The organism is Streptomyces diastatochromogenes, assembly GCF_002242805.1.
GTDB classification, from domain to species: Bacteria; Actinomycetota; Actinomycetes; order Streptomycetales; family Streptomycetaceae; genus Streptomyces; species Streptomyces diastatochromogenes.
The window spans coordinates 29,540-48,404 of record NZ_MCGQ01000016.1 but is presented as its reverse complement, the minus strand read 5'-3'; the positions used below and the strand labels follow the sequence as shown (position 1 = coordinate 48,404).

Here is an 18,865-nt window from a genome sequence, read left to right as displayed (position 1 = left end):
GCCTCCGCGCTGAAGCTGTTTCCAGGTGGTTCTTGTACCAGGACAAGAAGACTCTGGTACCAGTCTGAGGGCGCGCGCAGGCTCGGAGGCATGACAGAGACCGTCACGACTTCTGCCGTCCGTGCCCGGGCGGTATCCCCTGTGCTGAGCGGGCCGGGGCTGTTCACCGTGCTGCTGGCCGCGGCGCTGCCGCTGGTCGACTTCTTCATCGTCAATGTCGCCCTGCCCACCATCGGTGCCGATCTCGCCGCGGGTGAGGCCGTGCTCGAACTGGTCGTGGCCGGGTACGGGGTCGCCTACGCCGTGCTGCTCGTGCTCGGCGGGCGGCTCGGGGACCTGTTCGGGCGGCGCCGGCTGTTCCTCGGGGGCATGGCCGCCTTCGGGCTGACCTCGCTGGCGTGCGGGCTGGCACCGGGTGCCTGGAGCCTGGTCGCGGCGCGGGTCGCGCAGGGCGCGTCGGCGGCGGCCATGCTGCCGCAGGTGCTCGCCACCATCCAGGCCGCCACGAGCGGCGGCCGGCGGGCCAAGGCCATGAGTCTGTACGGCGCCACGGCCGGGCTGTCGATGGTGGCGGGGCAGATCCTGGGCGGCGTGCTGGTCGCCGCGGACCTCGCCGGGAGCGGGTGGCGGGCGATCTTCCTCGTCAACGTGCCGGTCGTGCTGCTGGGGCTGGTGCTGGCCGTGCGGTTCGTACCGGAGACCCGGTCGCAGCGCCCGGAGCCGGTCGACGGGCCCGGCACCGTCCTGCTCGCGGTGTCCCTGCTGACGCTGCTCGCCCCGCTCACCGAGGGACGGGCGGCGGGCTGGCCGCTGTGGACGTGGCTGTCGCTGGCCGCGTTCCCGATCGCCGCGGCCGCGTTCTACGCGGTGGAGCGGCGGGCGGACCGGCAGGGGCGGACCCCGCTGGTGCCGCCGAGCCTGTTCGCGCTGGCGTCGCTGCGGCGGGGGCTGGTGCTGATGCTGCCGTTCTCGATCGGCTTCAGCGGGTTCATGTTCGTCATCGCGCTGGCGCTGCAGCAGGGGGCCGGGCTCGGGCCGGTGCGGGCGGGGCTCGCGCTCGCGCCGATGGCCGTGGTGTTCCTGTTCGTCTCGCTCGCCGGGCCGCGCCTCATCGCCCGGTACGGCACCCGGGTGGTCACCGCCGGCTCCGTCCTGCAGGGCGTGGGCGTGCTGCTGATCGTCCTCGCCGCGTGGCGGGACTGGCCGCACCTGGACCTCGTCTCGCTGCTGCCGGGCGTGGCCGTCGCCGGTGCCGGGCAGGCACTCCAGCTCCCCAACGTGATGCGGATCGTGATGTCCGAGATGCCGCCGGCCCGGGCGGGCGTCGGCAGCGGTGTGATGGTGACCACGCAGCAGTCCGCCCTCGCCCTGGGCGTGGCCACCCTCGGCACCCTCTTCCTCACCCTCGTCCCGCACCTGGGCATGCGGGACGCGCTGGTCATCACCCTGCTGGTGCAGCTGGCCGGGATCGTCCTGACCGGCCTGCTCAGCCTGCGGCTGCCCCGCACGGTCGGCTGAGCCGGGACACGGCTTGGCCAACTCGCTGTGAATGACCCCCTGTCGATGTTGGTCCTGCTGCACACTCCTGCCGTCGAGGTGTGGTCGAGGTGTGCCCGACGCAGGGAGGCGTCATGCCGCAGGACAACAGCACGAGCAAGGTCAGCCGGTGGGACCAGCACGGCCGGGAGCACGTGGTCCGGGTGCAGCGCACGGGTGTGCAGCGCACGATCAAGTGCGACACCTGCGGCTGGCGCAAGGGCGCCCAGTTCCTGCCCTGGCTGAAGGCGGAGGAGCATCTGGCCGAGGCCCATCAGGCGACGGTGGACCCGGCGGCCACCCGGCAGCCGTCCCGCTGACGTCCGGGTACGGGCGATGACTTCCGGCGGCGGCAGGAGTCGTACGTACGACGACGACGGCTGACCGGAGGGCCCAGGACCATGACCGCACTGCACGACACCCTGCGCCGGTACGTGGACGACGGGACCGTGCCCGGCGCGGTGGCCCTGGTCGCCCGCGGGGACGAGGTCGAGGTGGTGGCCGTCGGCCATGCGGACGTCGGGGGCGAGTCACCCATGGCCCGGGACTCGCTCTTCCGGATCGCCTCGATCACCAAGCCGGTGACCGCGGCGGCGGTGCTGATGCTGGTGGAGGAGGGCCGGATCGGTCTCGACGATCCGGTGGACGCGTGGCTGCCGGAGCTGGCGAAGCCGATGGCCGTGCGGACGCCCGCGAGTCCGCTGGACGACCTGGTGCCGGCGGCCCGTCCGATCACGGTCGAGGACCTGCTCTCCTCCCGGGCCGGCTGGGGCTTCCCCTCCGACTTCGCCCTGCCGGCGGTGCGGGCGCTGTTCGAGGTCCAGAAGGACGGCCGCGCCCCACAGGCCTACCCGGCCCCGGACGTCTGGCTGGCCGACCTGGCGCGGGTGCCGCTGCTCTACCAGCCGGGCGAGGCCTGGCTCTACGGCACCTGCTCCGATCTGCAGGGTGTGCTGATCGCGCGGGTGTCGGGCCGGGGCCTCCCGGAGTTCCTGGCCGAGCGGATCTTCGAGCCGCTGGGCATGACGGACACGGCGTTCGAGGTGCCGGCGGCCGAGCGGGACCGGTTCACCACGTACTACCGGCGGGGCGCAGGCCGCACCCTGGAGGTCGCGGACACCCCGGGCGGCGAGTGGAGCCGGGTCCCCGCCTTCCCGTCCGGCGGCGGGGGGCTCGTCTCGACGGCCGACGACTACCTGGCCTTCGCCCGGATGCTGCTGGGTGCCGGTGAGGCGAACGGTCGGCGGCTGCTGTCGCCCACCTCGGTGAGCCGGATGACGAGCAATCACCTCAGCGCCCACCAGCGGGAGATCGGCCGCCTCTTCCTGGAGGGCCAGGGCTGGGGTTACGGCGGCCAGGTCGACGTCACTCCGTGCGACCCCTGGAACGTACCCGGCCGCTACGGCTGGGTCGGCGGCACCGGCACCACGGCCCACCTCGTCCCGGCCACCGGCACGATCGCACTGCTCCTCACCCAGGTCGGCATGGCCGACCCGACACCGACACCGTTGATGCGGGACTTCTGGCGGTGTGCGGCGGGCGGCTAGGGCCGGGCCGTCGTCCGTGCGGGGAAACCGGGGCCGCCGGTTGGGGGAGTTCAAGTGGCCCGCGTCTCCACGGGCCTTCGATACTCCAATGGCCATTGCCCCGCATCTCGCCAGAAAAGGGAGCAGAATGTCACGCTTCGCGCATTCGGCGCATCGTGTCCGCCCGGGCGTAGCCGCCCTCACCACCGCCACCGCCCTCCTCGCCGTCTGCGCCGTGCAGTGGGCACCGGCGGCCGGGGCGGCTCAGGCCCCGGCCGACGGGACCGCGCCGTCGGCCGTCTCCACCCTGTCCGCCGGGTGGTCGGAGCCCTGGGGCATCTCCTTCCTGCCCGACGGACAGAAGGCGCTGGTGACGGAGCGTCACAACCACACGGTGTGGCTCCAGGGGCGCGACGGCTCCCGCAAGAAGGTGGGCACGGTGCCGAACACGGTCAACGGCACCGCTAGCGCCGGCGTGGGCAACGGCGGACTGCTGGGCGTCACCCCCTCCCCCACCTGGAACGGGACGACGGATCAGGACGTGTTCTTCGTCCACACCGCCGCCGCCGACACACGGGTCGCGAAGATGCGCTTCGACGGCACCTCGCTCAGCGGCTACACCGTCGTCCTCGGCGGAATCAAGCGGGGCGGCGACCACAACGGCGGCCGCATCGCCTTCGGCCCCGACGGATACCTGTACGTCACCACCGGCGAGGCCCGCCAAGGTGCCCTGGCGCAGGACAGGAACTCGCTCAACGGGAAGATCCTGCGCATCACCAGGACCGGCGCCGCGGCGCCGGGCAACCCGTTCGGCAACCGTGTCTACAGCCTCGGCCACCGCAACCCCCAGGGTCTCGCCTGGGACGCCCGGGGGAGGCTGTGGGAGTCCGAGATCGGCGCGGACGCCTGGGACGAACTCAATCTCGTCCAGCCGGGCGCCAACTACGGCTGGCCCACCTGCGAGGGGGCCTGCTCCACCGCGGGGATGACCGGCCCCAAGGCGGTGTGGAAGCCGGGCGAGGGAGGCGTGCCCGCCCAGTTGGCCGTCGTCGACAACGCCGTCTACGCGTCGACGATCCGCGGAGCGCGGCTGTGGCGGCTGCCGATCAACGCCGACGGGAAGAGCGTCGGCAAGCTGACCTCGTTCTACAGCGGCGCCTACGGAAAGCTCCGCGCCCTCGTCAAGGTCCCCGGCGCGAACGAACTCTGGCTCGCCACCGCCCGGAACGGCTACCAGCTCGACAGGATCCTCAAAGTCACCGTCAGGTGAGCAGACCGCGCAGCAGCAGGTCCACCACCGCGGTGAACTCCTCCTCGACTCCGGGCTGCTGCCACTCGCGTGCGTAGCCCGGGTCGTGGAAGCGGCCCGTGGCCTGGAAGACCGCGCGGGCGGTGGCGGCCGGGTCGGGCGCGGTGAAGGCGCCGGCGGTGACGCCGTCCTGGATGATCCGGGTCAGCTGGGAGGTCAGGTCGGCGAGGTGCTCGCCGACCGCCGTGCCGCTCTCGTCGGTCAGCACCGTGTAGGTGGCGAACAGCTCGGGGTCGTCGCCCGCCTTGTGCCGCTTGGCCTCGAACAGCGCCGCCAGCCAGGCCCGCAGCCGGTCCTCGGGGGTGCCGTCCCCGGCGACGATGACGGCGAGTTTCTCCGAGGTCCGGTCCAGCCACCGCTTGGTGACCGCCTCGCGCAGCGCCGCCTTGGTGCGGAAGTGCCGGTAGACGCTGCCGTGGCTGACGCCGAGCGCGCGGGCCACGTCGACCACGGTGGCCTTGGCCGGGCCGTGGCGGCGCAGCACCTCCTCGGTCGCTTCGAGGATGCGCTCGGCGGTCAGGGTCTCGGTGGGCGGTGCCATGGCTAGACCGTACCCGGCGCCCTGGTCAGCGCTCGCTGTCGAGGTGGGCCATGGCGGCGGTCGGGTAGCGGTCGCCGGCCGCCGCGTCCGCCGGCACGGCCTGCTCGATCGCCGTCAGGTCGGCCTCGTCCAGGGTCACGTCCAGCGCGCCCAGCGACTCGTCCAGCCGCTCGCGGGTGCGGGCGCCGATCAGCGGCACGATGTCCTCGCCGCGGGAGAGCACCCAGGCGATGGCGATCTGCGCGACCGTCACGCCCTTCTGCTCGGCGATCTTGCGGAGCGCGTCGACGAGGCTCAGGTTGTGCTGGAGGTTGTCGCCCTGGAAGCGGGGCGAGTAGGCGCGGAAGTCGTTCGCGGCCAGCTGCCGGTCGCGGGAGAAGTGGCCGGAGATCAGGCCGCGGGAGAGGACTCCGTACGCGGTGACGGAGATGCCCAGCTCACGGGTGGTCGGCAGGATCGACTCCTCGATACCGCGGGAGATGAGCGAGTACTCGATCTGCAGGTCCGCGATCGGCGCGACGGCGGCGGCCCGCCGGATGGTCTCGGCGCCGACCTCGCTCAGGCCGACGTGCCGCACGTACCCCTGCTCGATCAGTTCGGCGATCGCGCCGACGGTCTCCTCGATCGGCACGTCGGGGTCGAGGCGGGCGATCCGGTAGACGTCGATGTGGTCGACGCCGAGGCGCTGCAGGGAGTAGGCGGCGAAGTTCTTCACCGCGGCGGGGCGGCCGTCGTAGCCGGTCCAGCCGCCGTCGGGGCCGCGCAGGGCGCCGAACTTCACGCTGACCAGCGCCTGCTCGCGCCGGGCGGCGGGAGCGGTGCGTAGGGCCTCGCCGATCAGCAGTTCGTTGTGGCCCATGCCGTAGAAGTCGCCGGTGTCCAGCAGGGTCACGCCCGCTTCCAGGGCGGCGTGGATGGTCGCGACGGACTCCGCGCGGTCGGCGTCGCCGTACAGCGCGGACATGCCCATGCAGCCGAGGCCGAGGGCGGAGACCTGGGGGCCGGTGGTTCCGAGGGTTCGGGTTCGCATCGTCATGTCCTCCAGCTTGGCATGACAGCTGACAGATTTCAATATCTGTCAGTCCATACTTGTCAGCACACCCCCTGCGTCACGGCTTGGTCCAGACCTATTGACGAGAGGTCTGGACCACATGCACTGTCATGCCTACGACACCTGTATGCACCCACCCCGACCCCACCGGGAGGCTCCGCATGCTCCGCCGCACGCTCAGGCTGCTCACCGCAGCGCTCACCACGGCCGTCCTCGCCCCGCTCGCGATCGCCGCCGCCCCCACCGCCTCGGCCGCCGACACCTGTGCCGTGAAGTCCCGCCCGACCGGCAAGGTGCTCCAGGGCTACTGGGAGAACTGGGACGGCTCGGCCAACGGCGTCCACCCGCCCTTCGGCTGGACCCCCATCACCGACTCCCGCATCCCCGCGCACGGCTACAACGTCGTCAACGCGGCCTTCCCCGTCATCCGTTCGGACGGCACGGCCCTGTGGGAGGACGGCATGGACAGCGGCGTGAAGGTGGCCACGCCCGCCGAGATGTGCGCGGCCAAGGCGTCCGGCCAGACGATCCTGCTGTCGATCGGCGGCGCGGCGGCCGGCATCGACCTCTCCTCCAGCGCGGTCGCCGACCGGTTCGTGGCGACGATCGTCCCGATCCTGAAGAAGTACAACTTCGACGGCATCGACATCGACATCGAGACGGGCCTGGTCGGCAGCGGGAACATCGCCCAACTGTCCACGTCCCAGGCCAACCTGATCCGCATCATCGACGGGGTGCTGGCACAGATGCCGTCCAACTTCGGGCTCACCATGGCCCCGGAGACCGCCTACGTCACCGGCGGCAGCATCGCCTACGGCTCGATCTGGGGCGCGTACCTGCCGATCATCAAGAAGTACGCGGACAACGGCCGCCTGTGGTGGCTGAACATGCAGTACTACAACGGCAGCATGTACGGCTGCTCCGGCGACTCCTACTCGGCGGGCACCGTCGCGGGCTTCACCGCCCAGACCGACTGCCTCAACAAGGGCCTGGTCGTGCAGGGTACGACGATCAGGGTGCCGTACGACAAGCAGGTGCCGGGGCTGCCGGCACAGTCGGGCGCGGGCGGTGGCTACATGACCCCGTCCCTGGTCTCCCAGGCCTGGAAGCACTACGGCACCTCACTCAAGGGCCTGATGACCTGGTCGATCAACTGGGACGGCTCGAAGAACTGGACCTTCGGCGACAACGTGAAGGCACTGCAGGGCCGTTGAGCCCGCTCAGCTGGAACCCCGCGATTCCCCGGGTTTGGTGTGGAGGACTTCGCGGGCCTGTTCGGCGGCGCGGGTGATGCTCTCGCTGACGAAGTCCAGGAAGCGGCCGATGTTCTCCAGGCGGGTGGCGGCGGGGGTGTGCGGGCCGAGGATGGCGACGCCCTGGCGCGCGGTTTCGGCGACCTGGGCGGTACCGCGGGCGCTGGCCATCATCGACTGGTACCAGACGTCGTCGTCGACGAAGTAGCGCTCGCGGCGGCGTTCGTCGCGCTCCCGGCGGACGAGACCCTGCTCTTCGAGGAACGCGACCGCCTTGGAGACGGACGCCGGGCTGACCTGGAGACGCTGGACGAGTTCGGACGCGGTGAGGCTGGCCGCGTCGCTGATGCAGAGACAGGCCAGCACCCGGGCCATCATCTTGGGCGTACCCGACTGCATGAAGACGGTGGTGAGCGTCTCCTCGTACTCGCGCACGGCCTCGGCGTCGCGTCCGTGCGGCTGGGCGACCGACTCCGGCCCTCGGGAGGCGGCGGGCCCGCGTCGGTGGGCGCGGCGTTCGGTGGCGCGGTGGGCGAGGTCGGCGCGGTAGGCGGTGGGGCCGCCGTTGCGCATCACCTCACGAGTGATCGTCGAGGTCGGACGGTCGAGGCGTCGGGCGATCTCGGCGTAGGGGAGGCCGTCGGCCAGCCCCAGCGCGATCTGCTGGCGGTCCTGCTGGGTGAGCCTGCCTCCCGGCATCGCGGTCTCCTCGGTCATTCTTCGCGACGGTCCCTGATCCCCCCACTATAGCGTTCACTCCTCATCCATTGCAACGACAAGGAGAGGGCCGTTGCATTACCGCCCAAGGCCGTTGCAACAGTTTCTCTACTCTCACCTGCACAGATGTCAATTCGGTGCAACAAGTGCGTTGTCGAAACATGGAAAGCAACGTAGCGTTTCCGTTGTCAGAAACCACGCACGAACACGGGAGAGCACGATGCAGAAGTTCGACACCCCCGCCGCGATCTCCGCCGTCCTGGACATCCCCGCCGGACGCGTGCAGTTCATCGCCGCCGACCGCGGCGACACCACCGTCGAGGTCCGGCCCGCCAACCCCGCCAAGAGCCGCGACACCAAGGCCGCCGAGGAGATCACCGTCTCCTACGCCGACGGCGTCCTGCGGATCGCGGCCCCGACCCCCGGCAACCAGCTCTTCGGCCCCTCCGGATCCGTGGAGGTCACCGTCCAACTGCCCGCCGGCTCCCGCGTCGAGGCCAAGACCGCCAGCTGCGAGCTGCGCGGTGTCGGACGCCTCGGCGACGTCGTCTTCGAAGGCGCGTACCGCCAGATCAAGATCGACGAGGCCGCGAGCGTCCGCCTCACCGCGACCGACGGCGACGTCGAGGTCGGCCGGCTGGGCGGCCCCGCGGAGATCAGCACCGCACGGGGCGACATCCGGATCGCCGAGGCCGTACGCGGCACGGTCGTGCTCCGCACCCAGTCCGGCGACATCACGGTCGGCGCCACGGCCGGTGTCTCGGCCACCCTGGACGCGGGCACCGCCTACGGCCGCGTCAGCAACGCCCTCAAGAACGACGGCACCGCCGAACTCGACATCCGGGCCACCACCTCCGCCGGCGACATCACCGCCCGCAGCCTCTGAAGGCAGCTGTCGTCAAGGTCGAGCCGCCGCTACCGAGCCGTCAACGCGAGCTTGGTACCGAGCGCGAGGAAGGAACCCGCGAAGCTCCGCCGCAGCCAGGTCATGACCCTCGGTCGGGACGTGACGTGGCTGCGTACGGAGGCGGCCAGCACCCCGTACAGGGCGAAGACGACGAAGGTCAGCAGCATGAAGACACCGCTCAGGCCCAGCATGCGCGGGAGCGCGTGCGGCTCGTCGGGGCTGACGAACTGGGGCAGGAAGGCGAAGAAGAAGATCGTCAGCTTGGGATTGAGCAGATTGATGAGCACGCCCCGGACAATCACCCGCCCCGCCGACCGGGGCCCGCTGTCCTGCTCGACGACGAGCGCCTCCTTGTCCCGCAGCGTCGCCCACGCCATGTAGAGCAGATACGCCACACCGGCGTACTTGACGATCTGAAAGGCGGCGGCGCTCGCGTTCAGCAGCGCGGCGAGCCCGGTGACGGTGGCGAGCACGTGCGGCACGATCCCGAGCGCACAGGCGAACGCGGCGACCACGCTCGCGCGGCGGCCGTGGGACAGGGCGGCGGCAAGGGTGTAGACGACACCGGTACCCGGGGTGGCGACGACGACAAGGGTGGTCAGCAGAAAGGCGAGACTCATGCCGCCACCCTGCTGACCCGGCCGATCCCCGGACAGGGCCAATCCCCCGCCTTCATGGAGGACCAATTCCGGGAAGCCGGCTCCGTTGGACACCGTTCAGCGGTGCTCGGAGAATGGGAGTTGTCGGCGAGCAGTCTTTCAGGCGGCGCCTGCCGTCGGCCGTGCGGTGCTCTTGCGCCGCCGAGGAGGCCCGCGATGAGCATCCGTATCGCCACCTTCAACATGGAGAACCTCTTCCGCCGGCCCACGGCGTTCCGCCTCTCGAACCCGGCCAAGAGCGAGGAAGTCCTCAGCGACTTCAACAAGTTGGTCGCTCTCCTCGACCTGCCGGTGTATCAGGAAACGGACAAGACGGAGATCACCCGGCTCATCCTGAAGTACCGGGCGTACGCCGTCGACCCGAAGGACCCGCCGTCGATCTTCGTGAACCAGTCCCGCCCGGGCGAGGGCTCCGGGCTGTTCAGGACGCACGGGTCGGGGAAGGACACCACCATCGAGTTCCTCGCCAAGGGCCGCTCCGGGTGGGCCGGTTGGGTCGAACTGGGGCAGGACGACCTCGATCTGGACGTGGTGCGCAACACCGGACGGGTGGTCTCCGAGGTCGACGCCGACATCCTGCTGACGGTGGAGGTCGAGGACCGGCTCACCCTGGAGCGCTTCAACAAGCAGATCCTGGAGGGGGCGCTCGGCAGGCGGCCGTACCCCTACAACCTGCTGATCGACGGCAACGACCCCCGGGGCATCGACATCGGGATCCTCAGCCGGCACCCGATCACCACCGTGCGGACCCACATCTTCGACACCGATCCGGAACACCCCGAGAACCGTCTCTTCAGCCGCGACTGTCCCGAGTTCGAGATCCAGCTCGACGGGTCCCCGCTCGTGATCCTCGGCAACCATCTCAAGAGCAAGTTCCAGGACAACCCGGAGCTGCGGCTGGCCCAGGCGAGGCGGGTCGCGGAGATCTACCAGGCCGCGCTGGAGCGCACCCCGCACGTCATGGTCGCCGGAGACCTCAACGACGACCCGAACAGCGCGCCTGCCGTGGAGCTGGGGGAAACCGGTCTGCGTGACGTGATGAGCCACCACTCCTATCGCGGAGTGCCCGGCACCCACGGGGACTGCAGCCGCGAGGACGACAAGATCGACTACCTGCTGCTCCCGCCGTCGCTGTGGCCCGAGGTGCAGCACGTCGGTGTGGAGACCCGCGGAATCTTCGCGGACGGCATCAAGTCCTTCGACACCGTGACGTCGAAGGGCAACGCCGCCTCCGACCACGCGGCGCTGTACGTGGACCTGGACCTGTAGACGACCTGGACCGGTGAACCAGAACGCCCACCCACCAGCCGACCGAGTCGGGTGGTGGGTGGGCGATTCAGGTGAAGCGCCGCAGGCCTCAGCAGCCGATCAGTCGGCTGGCCAGGTACCCCTCGATCTGGTCCAGCGACACGCGTTCCTGCTTCATCGAGTCCCGCTCACGCACGGTCACCGCGTTGTCGTCGAGCGTGTCGAAGTCGACGGTCACACAGAACGGCGTACCGATCTCGTCCTGGCGACGGTAGCGGCGGCCGATGGCGCCCGCGTCGTCGAACTCGATGTTCCAGTGCTGGCGCAGCGCCTGGGCGAGACCCTTGGCCTTCGGGGACAGCTCGGGGTTGCGGGACAGCGGCAGAACCGCCACCTTCACCGGGGCCAGACGGTGGTCGAGGCGCAGCACCGTCCGCTTCTCCATCTTGCCCTTGGCGTTCGGCGCCTCGTCCTCGACGTAGGCGTCGAGCAGGAAGGCCAGCATGGTGCGGCCGACACCGGCCGCGGGCTCGATGACGTACGGAGTCCAGCGCTCCTGGGCCTCCTGGTCGAAGTAGGAGAGGTCCTGGCCCGACGCCTTCGAGTGCGCACCCAGGTCGTAGTCGGTGCGGTTGGCGACACCCTCCAGCTCGCCCCACTCGCTGCCGCCGAACTGGAAGCGGTACTCGATGTCGGCGGTGCGCTTGGAGTAGTGGGAGAGCTTCTCCTTCGGGTGGTCGTACCAGCGCATGTTCTCAGTCCGGAGACCCAGGCCGGTGTACCAGTTCCAGCGCTGCTCCATCCAGTACTCGTGCCACGTCTCGTCCTCGCCCGGCTTGACGAAGAACTCCATCTCCATCTGCTCGAACTCACGGGTGCGGAAGATGAAGTTGCCCGGCGTGATCTCGTTGCGGAACGACTTGCCCATCTGCGCGATGCCGAACGGCGGCTTGCGGCGCGAGGTGGTCTGCACCTGGGCAAAGTTGGTGAAGATGCCCTGGGCGGTCTCGGGGCGCAGGTAGGCGACGGAACCGGAGTCCTGGGTCGGGCCGAGGTGGGTGGAGAGCAGACCCGAGAACTGCTTGGGCTCGGTGAACTGGCCCTTGTTGCCGCAGTTCGGGCAGTTGATGTCGGCCAGGCCGTTCGCCGGGGCGTGGCCCTTCTTCTCCTCGTACGCCTCTTCCAGGTGGTCGGCACGGAACCGCTTGTGACACGAGGTGCACTCGGTCAGCGGGTCCGTGAAGGTGGCGACGTGGCCGGAGGCGACCCAGACCTCGGAGGCCAGGATGACGGACGAGTCGATACCGACCACGTCCTCGCGCGACGTCACCATGTAGCGCCACCACTGGCGCTTGATGTTCTCCTTGAGCTCGACACCCAGCGGTCCGTAGTCCCAGGCGGCACGCTGTCCGCCGTAGATCTCACTGCAGGGGAAAACGAAGCCACGGCGCTTGCTCAGGCTGACGATGGTGTCGATCTTGTCGGCGGCCACGGTGCTCTCTTCATTAACGACGACGGGCGTTGAAGCGAGATGCTTCCAGCGAATGATTCAGGTTACCGGCGCAGGCTCCCCCACGGCCAAATCGGCCCCCCTGTCTTGGGGCCCTCACCAGCCTTGTTGACAACGGTTTCCATGTTTGTTGAAAATGACTGTCATGAACGTACGACGACAGCTCATACCCGCGGTGGCGACGACCGCGGTCACCGCCCTCGGCCTCGCCACCCTCACCGCCTGCTCCGGCGCGAGCGCCGCGGGCAACACGGGCAAATTCGACGTCGTCGCGTCGTTCTATCCGCTGACCTTCCTCGCCGAGCAGATCGGCGGCAGCCACGTCCACGTCACCACGCTGACCTCCCCCGGCCAGGAACCGCACGACCTGGAGATCAGCCCGCAGCAGATCGCGGGGCTCCAGGAGTCCGACGCGGTCCTGTACCTGAAGAACCTCCAGCCCTCCGTCGACGACGCGGTGGCCCAGTCCCCGGTGAAGACGAAGATCGACGCGGCCTCCCTGACCACGCTGGAGCAGCACGGCAACGAGGTCGGCGGCCACGCGGCCGCGCACGACACCCACAAGGGCGAGGAGGCCGGCGGCAGGGACCCGCACATCTGGCTCGACCCGGTGCGCTACGCCCAGGTCGCCGAGGGCGTCGGCAAGGCCTTCGAGAAGGCCGACCCGGACCACGCGGCCGACTACAAGAAGAACACCGCCGCCCTGGTCAAGAAGCTGGACGACCTGAACACCCAGTTCAAGGACGGCCTCGCGAACACGAGGACCAAGGTCTTCATCACCACGCACGCCGCCTTCGGCTACCTCGCCGAGCGCTACGGCCTCACCGAGGAGGCCATCAACGGCCTCGACCCTGAGTCCGAGCCCAGCGCCGCGCGCGTGAAGGACCTGGAGACGATGGCCAAGGCCGACGGCGTCACCACCGTCTTCTACGAGACGCTCGTCAGCGACAAGACCGCGAAGACCATCGCCGGCGACGCGGGCCTGAAGACGGACGTCCTCGACCCGCTCGAGGGCATCACCGAGAAGTCCCGGGGCAAGGACTACTTCTCGGTCCAGGAGGCCAACCTCAAGGCGCTCCAGCAGGCCCTGGGCACCAAGTGACCGGCACAGAGACGGAGGACGACACCGTGGGCGAGCCCGTCATAGCCATGCGCGGTGTGACCGCGGAACTCGGCTCGCGCCCCGTCCTGCGCGGCATCGACCTCACCGTGCGCAGCGGTGAGGTCGTCGCGCTGCTCGGCGCGAACGGCTCCGGCAAGTCGACGGCGGTGCGCAGCATCATCGGCCAGGTGCCGGTCAGCGGCGGCACGATCGAGCTGTTCGGCACCCCGCGCCGCGGCTTCCGGGACTGGGCGCGCGTGGGGTACGTACCGCAGCGCACCACGGCCGCGGGCGGCGTCCCGGCCACGGTCACGGAGATCGTCTCCTCGGGCCGCCTGGCCCGCACCCGCTTCGGCGTCTTCCGCAAGGCGGACCGAGCGGCCGTACAGCGCGCCCTGGAGCTGGTCGGCATGGCGGACCGCGCCAAGGACTCGGTGACCGCGCTCTCCGGCGGCCAGCACCAGCGGGTGCTGATCGCCCGCGCCCTGGTCGCCGAGCCCCAGCTGCTGATCATGGACGAGCCGATGGCGGGCGTCGACCTGGCCAGCCAGGAGGTGCTCGCCCGCACGCTGCGCGAACAGGTCGCGGCCGGTACGACGGTCCTGCTGGTCCTGCACGAACTGGGCCCGCTGGAGCCCCTGATCGACCGGGCGGTCGTCCTGCGCGACGGCTGCGTCCTGCACGACGGCCCGCCCCCGCGGGCGGTCGGCCAGCACGCCCTGCCCGGCCACGACCACGTACACCCGCACGCACCCGCGGGCGCCGAACCGATCCGCACGGGACTGCTGAGCTGATGGACCTCCTGAACTACGCCTTCATGCAGCGGGCGCTCATCGCGGCCGTCCTGGTCGGCATCACCGCGCCCGCGATCGGCATCTACCTCGTCCAGCGCCGCCAGCCCCTGATGGGCGACGGCATCGGGCACGTGGCGATGACCGGCGTCGGCCTCGGCTTCCTGCTGAACGCCTCGCCGGTGTGGATGGCCACGGCCGTCTCCGCCCTCGGCTCGGTCCTGATGGAACTGATCCGCTGGTACGGCAAGACACGCGGCGACATCGCCCTCGCGATGCTCTTCTACGGCGGCATGGCCGGCGGCGTCATGTTCGTCAACATCGCGCCGGGCGGCTCCAACGCCAACCTGATGTCATACCTGTTCGGCTCGCTGTCGACGGTCGCCCCCTCGGACGTGACCGCGATCATGATCCTCGCCGCGTTCGTGGTCGCCGTGACCCTGGGACTGCGCCGCCAGCTCTTCGCGGTCAGCCAGGACGAGGAGTTCGCGCGGGTCACCGGGCTGCCGGTGCGCGCCCTGAACCTGCTCACCGCCGTCACGGCGGCGGTCACGGTGACCGTCGCCATGCGGGTGGTCGGCCTGATCCTGGTCTCCGCGCTCATGGTCGTACCGGTCGCCGCCGCGCAGCAGCTCACCCGCAGCTTCGCCGCGACCTTCGCGATCGCCGTCGCGATCGGCGTCACCGTGTCCATCGGCGGCACGGTCACCTCGTTCTACCAGGACGTTCCGCCCGGTGCGACGATCGTCCTGCTGACCATCGGAGCGTTCGTCGTCCTCACCGCCCTGGCCACCCCCCTGGCCCGCCGACGCGCCCGCGCGGCCGCCGCGGCACAGCCCGCCGGCGACCCCGCCGAGTGCTCGATCCCGGTCACGCGGGGGGCGGGCGACGAGGTCGGCGTCTGACCGCGCACAGCCCGGGCTGGCACAATGGCCCGGGCAGACGCGAGACGTGAGGAGACGACGGTGACGACCGCTGGACCGCCTGTGAAGGGCCGCTCCACCCGGCAGCGCGCAGCCGTGGCGGCGGCCCTCGACGAGGTCGACGAGTTCCGCAGCGCGCAGGAACTGCACGACATGCTCAAGCACAAGGGCGACTCGGTCGGCCTGACCACGGTCTACCGCACCCTCCAGACCCTCGCCGACGCCGGCGAGGTCGACGTCCTGCGCACCTCCGACGGCGAGTCCGTCTACCGCCGCTGCTCCAGCGGCGAACACCACCACCACCTCGTCTGCCGCGGCTGCGGCAAGGCGGTGGAGGTGGAGGGCCCGGCGGTGGAGAAGTGGGCCGAGGCGATCGCCGCGGAACACGGTTACGTCAACGTGGCGCACACCGTGGAGATCTTCGGTACCTGTGCGGAGTGCGCCGCCAAGCGTTGAGCGCCGCGGGTAGTGCGGTCGGTGGGCGGCTGCGGGTCCGTCGTGGCTGGTCGCGCAGTTCCCCGCGCCCCTTGGGAGTTGCTGCTCAGGCTCGTCCGAAGCAGCGCTCCAACTCATCCACGTCGTAGAACGCACTGCCCTTCGCGATCGGACGGCAGCCCGCCCTGAACGGTGTCTCCTGCTCGTTGTAGAGCATGCGGACCAGGTAGCGGTTGCCGTTCTGGAAGACGTCCCACTGGATGTTGGCGCCCAGCGGGGACACCGAGGCTCCCCGCCAGGGATTGTCGGCGTACGTGTACGGCTCCCCCGGCGTCGCCGGCTTCGTGCTGCCGGGCAGGTCCATCAGCGCGGCCAGCGGGATGATCTCCTCGGCGTGGGTGAAGCGGAGTTCGGCACCGAGGTCGCTGGTGCCGTCCCGCTTGGCCTCCACCTGCTGGAAGAAGTCGTCCAGGAGGACGCCGGCCATCTTGTAGGTGATGTCGCTGTCGGCGAAGCCGGGACCCTTCTCGTAGAAGTCCTCGGCGTCGCTCAGGTACCCGAACCAGGCCGCGTCGGAGCGGGAGATGTACCGCTCCATGCCCCAGCCCTGCCCGTCGGGGCTCTCCTCGCTCATCGCGGGCGCGATGGCGTACAGGTTGTAGACGGCCTGGGCGGCCGGGACCTGGTCGGCGATCTGGTCGACGAAGGCGTCCTTGAAGATCCTGCGCAGGACGCTGTGGGCGGCCTCGTGCGTCCGGGGCTGGTCGGTGATCGACTTCAGGGTGTCCGCGAGGCGCTGGTCGTGCGCGATGTAGTCGCGGTAGGCGGCACCGCCCGCCGCCTTGTGGAAGTACAGCAGGTCCTTGTCGGTGCGGGTGGGCCCGATCAGCGGCTTCAGCGCCGGGTCGGTGTCGGCGAGGGCGCCCGCGAACACGTTGCCGCTGTCGACGGCCCGCCCCTGGCCGGAGCTGACCACGTCGATCTTCTCGCCGTTCGCGGCGATGGTCCCGAACAGGGAGGGCAGCCGCTGCTGCAGGCGTACGGCCGTGTCCTTCAGCTCCTGCTTGCCGCGTCCGCTGAGGTTGCCGTAGCCGACCTTCGCCATGGCGGCCTGCAGGGCGCGGACCGTCGGCCCGAACTCCTCGCCCCTGCGGGTCAGTTGGCCTTCCGTCTCGGCCTTGTCCCACAGGGCGAGGATCAGGTCCCCGTCCTCGCTGTCGGTGGCTGTGCGCGAGCCGTGCCGGGAGACGTTCTCGGTGAAGACGGGGGTGTAGCCGGCCGGGGGCCGCTGGTAGGTGCGCGGGTTCTGCCCGGGCGAGTAGGGCGCCTTGGTGCCGTAGGAGTCCCGGTGGGCGGGACCGTCGGCGGCGTGCGCCGGCAGCGCGGTGAGCAGCAGGGCGCCGAGGGCGAGTACAGGCGTGAGACGTCTCATGAGACCCGCATCCTCGGCGGCCCGCGTGAACCACCGATGGCTAGGAGGTGGACTCGCCCTTCATGGCGGCCTCCATGGCGAGGAGTTCCTCGTTCGGGACGGCACCGCCGAAGCGCCGGTCGCGGGAGGCGAACTCGATGCAGGCCCGCCACAGGTCACGGCGGTCGAAGTCGGGCCACAGCACGTCCTGGAAGACCATCTCGGCGTAGGCGCTCTGCCAGAGCAGGTAGTTGGAGGTGCGCTGCTCACCGCTGGGGCGCAGGAACAGGTCGACGTCCGGCATGTCCGGGTAGTACAGGTACTTCGCGAGGGTCTTCTCGTTGACCTTGGACGGGTCGAGGCGGCCCGCCTTCACGTCCTCGGCGAGAGCCTGTGCGGCGTCGGCGATCTCGGCGCGGCCGCCGTAGTTCATGCAGAAGTACAGGGTCAGCCGGTCGTTGCCCTTGGTCTGCTCCTGGGCGACCTGCAGCTCCTTGGCGACCGACTTCCACAGCTTGGGCATACGGCCCACCCAGCGCACCCGGATGCCCAGCTCGTCGAGCTGGTCGCGGGTCTTGCGGATGAAGTCGCGGTTGAAGTTCATCAGGAAGCGGACCTCGTCGGGCGAGCGCTTCCAGTTCTCGGTGGAGAAGGCGTACAGGGAGATGTTGCGGACGCCGATCTCGATGGAGCCCTGGAGGACGTCGAGCACCCGCTCGGCGCCGACCTTGTGGCCCTCGGTGCGGGGCAGGCCGCGCTCCTTGGCCCAGCGGCCGTTGCCGTCCATGACGATGGCCACGTGATTCGGGACCAGCTCGCCGGGGAGCTTCGGCGCACGCGCACCGGACGGATGCGGTTCCGGTGCCTTGTACTCGCGCCGCTGGCGCCCCAGGATCCCGCGTACGACCATGTGCTTCTCGTCTCCCTCTACGTCTTTTCCACATACCTGAGCGAGCGCAGCCCCCGCTCCAGATGCCAGTGCAGGTAGGCGGACACCAGCCCGCTGCCCTCCCGGACGTAGCGCGCCTCGCTCGCGTCCGCCGTCTCCCAGTCTCCCGTAAGCAGCGCGCCGAGGAGTACCAGGGTCTGGGGCGAGGGTACGACGCTGCCGGGCACCCGGCAGTCGACGCAGACGGAGCCGCCGGCGGCCACCGAGAAGAAGCGGTTGGGACCGGGCATCCCGCACTTGGCACAGTCGCCGAAGCTGGGCGCGTAGCCGTTGACGGCCAGCGAGCGCAGCAGGAAGGCGTCGAGGACGAGGTGCGGGGCGTGCTCGCCCCGGGCGAGGGTGCGCAGGGCGCCCACCAGCAGCAGGTACTGCTGCACGGCCGGCTCGCCCTCGTGGTCCGTGAACCGCTCGGCGGTCTCCAGCATGGCGGTCCCGGCGGTGTACCGGGCGTAGTCGGTCACGATCCCGCCACCGTACGGAGCGATGGTCTCGCTCTGCGTGCACAGCGGCAGCCCGCGCCCGATCAGCTCACTGCCCCGAGCGAAGAACTGCACGTCGACGTGGGAAAACGGCTCCAGCCGGGCCCCGAACTTCGACTTGGTCCGCCGCACCCCACGAGCCACGGCCCGCACCCGCCCGTGCCCGCGCGTGAGCAGCGTGATGATCCGGTCCGCTTCTCCCAGCTTCTGGGTGCGCAGGACGATGCCGTCGTCGCGGAACAGGCTCATGGCTCCATTCTGCCCTCACGCGGCGGCGGGCCGGGCCGGGCCCGTGTGCGTCTCTCGGTCACGGTGGTCGATGCTGAAGATCACCCGGTGGCTCGTGTACTCGTTCAGGCCCCAGAGCCGGCCGGACGCCTGGCTGTAGGAGAGGTCCTCCGTGAGGCTGAGTGACTGCCGTCACACTTGAGGCTCCCGTCCAGACCAGTGCCGCTCTTCTAGAGGCGCGCCCACCAGCGAGGCCGCCACAGCGGCCACGCCGGCACACAGCGCCCCCA

The 18,865-nt window shown here is 70.3% G+C and carries 19 protein-coding genes; 11 read left to right on the top strand and 8 right to left on the bottom strand.

All coding sequences use genetic code 11. The features are described 5' to 3' along the window. Positions 1-90: 90 nt before the first annotated feature. The 4 genes from BEK98_RS19705 (at position 91) to BEK98_RS19690 (ending at position 4,332) form a co-directional block, all read left to right on the top strand. On the top strand, positions 91-1,518 hold the full coding sequence (locus BEK98_RS19705; RefSeq protein ID WP_094217904.1) for an MFS transporter: 1,428 nt from the start codon (positions 91-93) through the stop codon (positions 1,516-1,518). 113 nt (positions 1,519-1,631) lie between these two features. Then, positions 1,632-1,856, top strand: a complete 225-nt coding sequence (locus BEK98_RS19700) for a hypothetical protein (protein WP_094217903.1) — start codon at positions 1,632-1,634, stop codon at positions 1,854-1,856. Positions 1,857-1,937: 81 nt separating this feature from the next. Then, on the top strand, positions 1,938-3,083 hold the full coding sequence (locus BEK98_RS19695; RefSeq protein WP_094217902.1) for a serine hydrolase domain-containing protein: 1,146 nt from the start codon (positions 1,938-1,940) through the stop codon (positions 3,081-3,083). 127 nt (positions 3,084-3,210) lie between these two features. Next, the gene (locus BEK98_RS19690; RefSeq protein ID WP_094217901.1) at positions 3,211-4,332 is read left to right on the top strand and encodes a PQQ-dependent sugar dehydrogenase; all 1,122 of its coding nucleotides are present in this window, start codon (positions 3,211-3,213) and stop codon (positions 4,330-4,332) included. On the opposite strand, the gene BEK98_RS19685 is transcribed toward BEK98_RS19690, so the two are convergent. Further along, complete coding sequence (locus tag BEK98_RS19685; protein ID WP_094217900.1) at positions 4,325-4,912, bottom strand: TetR/AcrR family transcriptional regulator; 588 nt, start codon at positions 4,910-4,912, stop codon at positions 4,325-4,327. The genes BEK98_RS19690 and BEK98_RS19685 overlap by 8 nt on opposite strands. Positions 4,913-4,937: 25 nt before the next feature. Then, positions 4,938-5,948, bottom strand: coding sequence for an aldo/keto reductase (locus BEK98_RS19680; RefSeq protein WP_094217899.1), 1,011 nt, complete (start codon positions 5,946-5,948; stop codon positions 4,938-4,940). Between the two features lie 176 nt (positions 5,949-6,124). Here BEK98_RS19680 and BEK98_RS19675 point away from each other — a divergent pair, with 176 nt between their 5' ends. After that, a complete protein-coding gene (locus tag BEK98_RS19675) occupies positions 6,125-7,177 on the top strand; it encodes a chitinase (protein ID WP_094217898.1) in 1,053 nt (350 codons plus the stop codon). 6 nt (positions 7,178-7,183) lie between these two features. Here the strand turns inward: BEK98_RS19675 and BEK98_RS19670 are convergent, their stop codons facing one another. Then, positions 7,184-7,915 (bottom strand): GbsR/MarR family transcriptional regulator, encoded by a 732-nt coding sequence (locus BEK98_RS19670; RefSeq protein ID WP_094218245.1) that lies wholly within the window; start codon positions 7,913-7,915, stop codon positions 7,184-7,186. Positions 7,916-8,153: 238 nt separating this feature from the next. Here BEK98_RS19670 and BEK98_RS19665 point away from each other — a divergent pair, with 238 nt between their 5' ends. Then, positions 8,154-8,819: a DUF4097 family beta strand repeat-containing protein gene (locus BEK98_RS19665; protein ID WP_094217897.1), complete on the top strand. Its 666-nt coding sequence runs from the start codon at positions 8,154-8,156 to the stop codon at positions 8,817-8,819. Between the two features lie 29 nt (positions 8,820-8,848). Here the strand turns inward: BEK98_RS19665 and BEK98_RS19660 are convergent, their stop codons facing one another. After that, positions 8,849-9,460 (bottom strand): LysE family translocator, encoded by a 612-nt coding sequence (locus BEK98_RS19660; protein ID WP_094217896.1) that lies wholly within the window; start codon positions 9,458-9,460, stop codon positions 8,849-8,851. A 195-nt stretch (positions 9,461-9,655) separates the two neighbouring features. Here BEK98_RS19660 and BEK98_RS19655 point away from each other — a divergent pair, with 195 nt between their 5' ends. Beyond that, positions 9,656-10,768 (top strand): endonuclease/exonuclease/phosphatase family protein, encoded by a 1,113-nt coding sequence (locus tag BEK98_RS19655; RefSeq protein WP_094217895.1) that lies wholly within the window; start codon positions 9,656-9,658, stop codon positions 10,766-10,768. Between the two features lie 88 nt (positions 10,769-10,856). Here BEK98_RS19655 and BEK98_RS19650 read toward each other — a convergent pair whose 3' ends face one another. After that, positions 10,857-12,239: a glycine--tRNA ligase gene (locus BEK98_RS19650; RefSeq protein ID WP_094217894.1), complete on the bottom strand. Its 1,383-nt coding sequence runs from the start codon at positions 12,237-12,239 to the stop codon at positions 10,857-10,859. Positions 12,240-12,402: 163 nt separating this feature from the next. Here BEK98_RS19650 and BEK98_RS19645 point away from each other — a divergent pair, with 163 nt between their 5' ends. The 4 genes from BEK98_RS19645 to BEK98_RS19630 are packed head-to-tail and all read left to right on the top strand — an operon-like array spanning position 12,403 to position 15,529. Further along, complete coding sequence (locus tag BEK98_RS19645; RefSeq protein ID WP_094217893.1) at positions 12,403-13,359, top strand: metal ABC transporter substrate-binding protein; 957 nt, start codon at positions 12,403-12,405, stop codon at positions 13,357-13,359. 47 nt (positions 13,360-13,406) lie between these two features. After that, positions 13,407-14,153, top strand: a complete 747-nt coding sequence (locus tag BEK98_RS19640; RefSeq protein ID WP_094218244.1) for a metal ABC transporter ATP-binding protein — start codon at positions 13,407-13,409, stop codon at positions 14,151-14,153. Beyond that, positions 14,153-15,055 carry a metal ABC transporter permease gene (locus BEK98_RS19635; RefSeq protein WP_094217892.1) on the top strand — a complete coding sequence of 301 codons (903 nt, stop codon included), beginning with the start codon at positions 14,153-14,155 and terminating at the stop codon, positions 15,053-15,055. Before BEK98_RS19640 ends, BEK98_RS19635 begins: the two co-directional genes overlap by 1 nt. 60 nt (positions 15,056-15,115) lie before the next feature. Next, positions 15,116-15,529: a Fur family transcriptional regulator gene (locus BEK98_RS19630; protein ID WP_094217891.1), complete on the top strand. Its 414-nt coding sequence runs from the start codon at positions 15,116-15,118 to the stop codon at positions 15,527-15,529. Positions 15,530-15,614: 85 nt separating this feature from the next. Here the strand turns inward: BEK98_RS19630 and BEK98_RS19625 are convergent, their stop codons facing one another. Genes BEK98_RS19625 through recO form a run of 3 tightly spaced genes read right to left on the bottom strand, consistent with a single transcriptional unit; the run spans position 15,615 to position 18,596 of the window. Beyond that, positions 15,615-16,940 carry a histidine-type phosphatase gene (locus BEK98_RS19625; protein WP_094217890.1) on the bottom strand — a complete coding sequence of 442 codons (1,326 nt, stop codon included), beginning with the start codon at positions 16,938-16,940 and terminating at the stop codon, positions 15,615-15,617. A 40-nt stretch (positions 16,941-16,980) separates the two neighbouring features. Then, positions 16,981-17,829 carry an isoprenyl transferase gene (locus tag BEK98_RS19620; protein ID WP_094217889.1) on the bottom strand — a complete coding sequence of 283 codons (849 nt, stop codon included), beginning with the start codon at positions 17,827-17,829 and terminating at the stop codon, positions 16,981-16,983. A 17-nt stretch (positions 17,830-17,846) separates the two neighbouring features. Beyond that, positions 17,847-18,596: a DNA repair protein RecO gene (gene recO, locus BEK98_RS19615; protein WP_094217888.1), complete on the bottom strand. Its 750-nt coding sequence runs from the start codon at positions 18,594-18,596 to the stop codon at positions 17,847-17,849. Between the last annotated feature and the right edge of the window lie 269 nt (positions 18,597-18,865).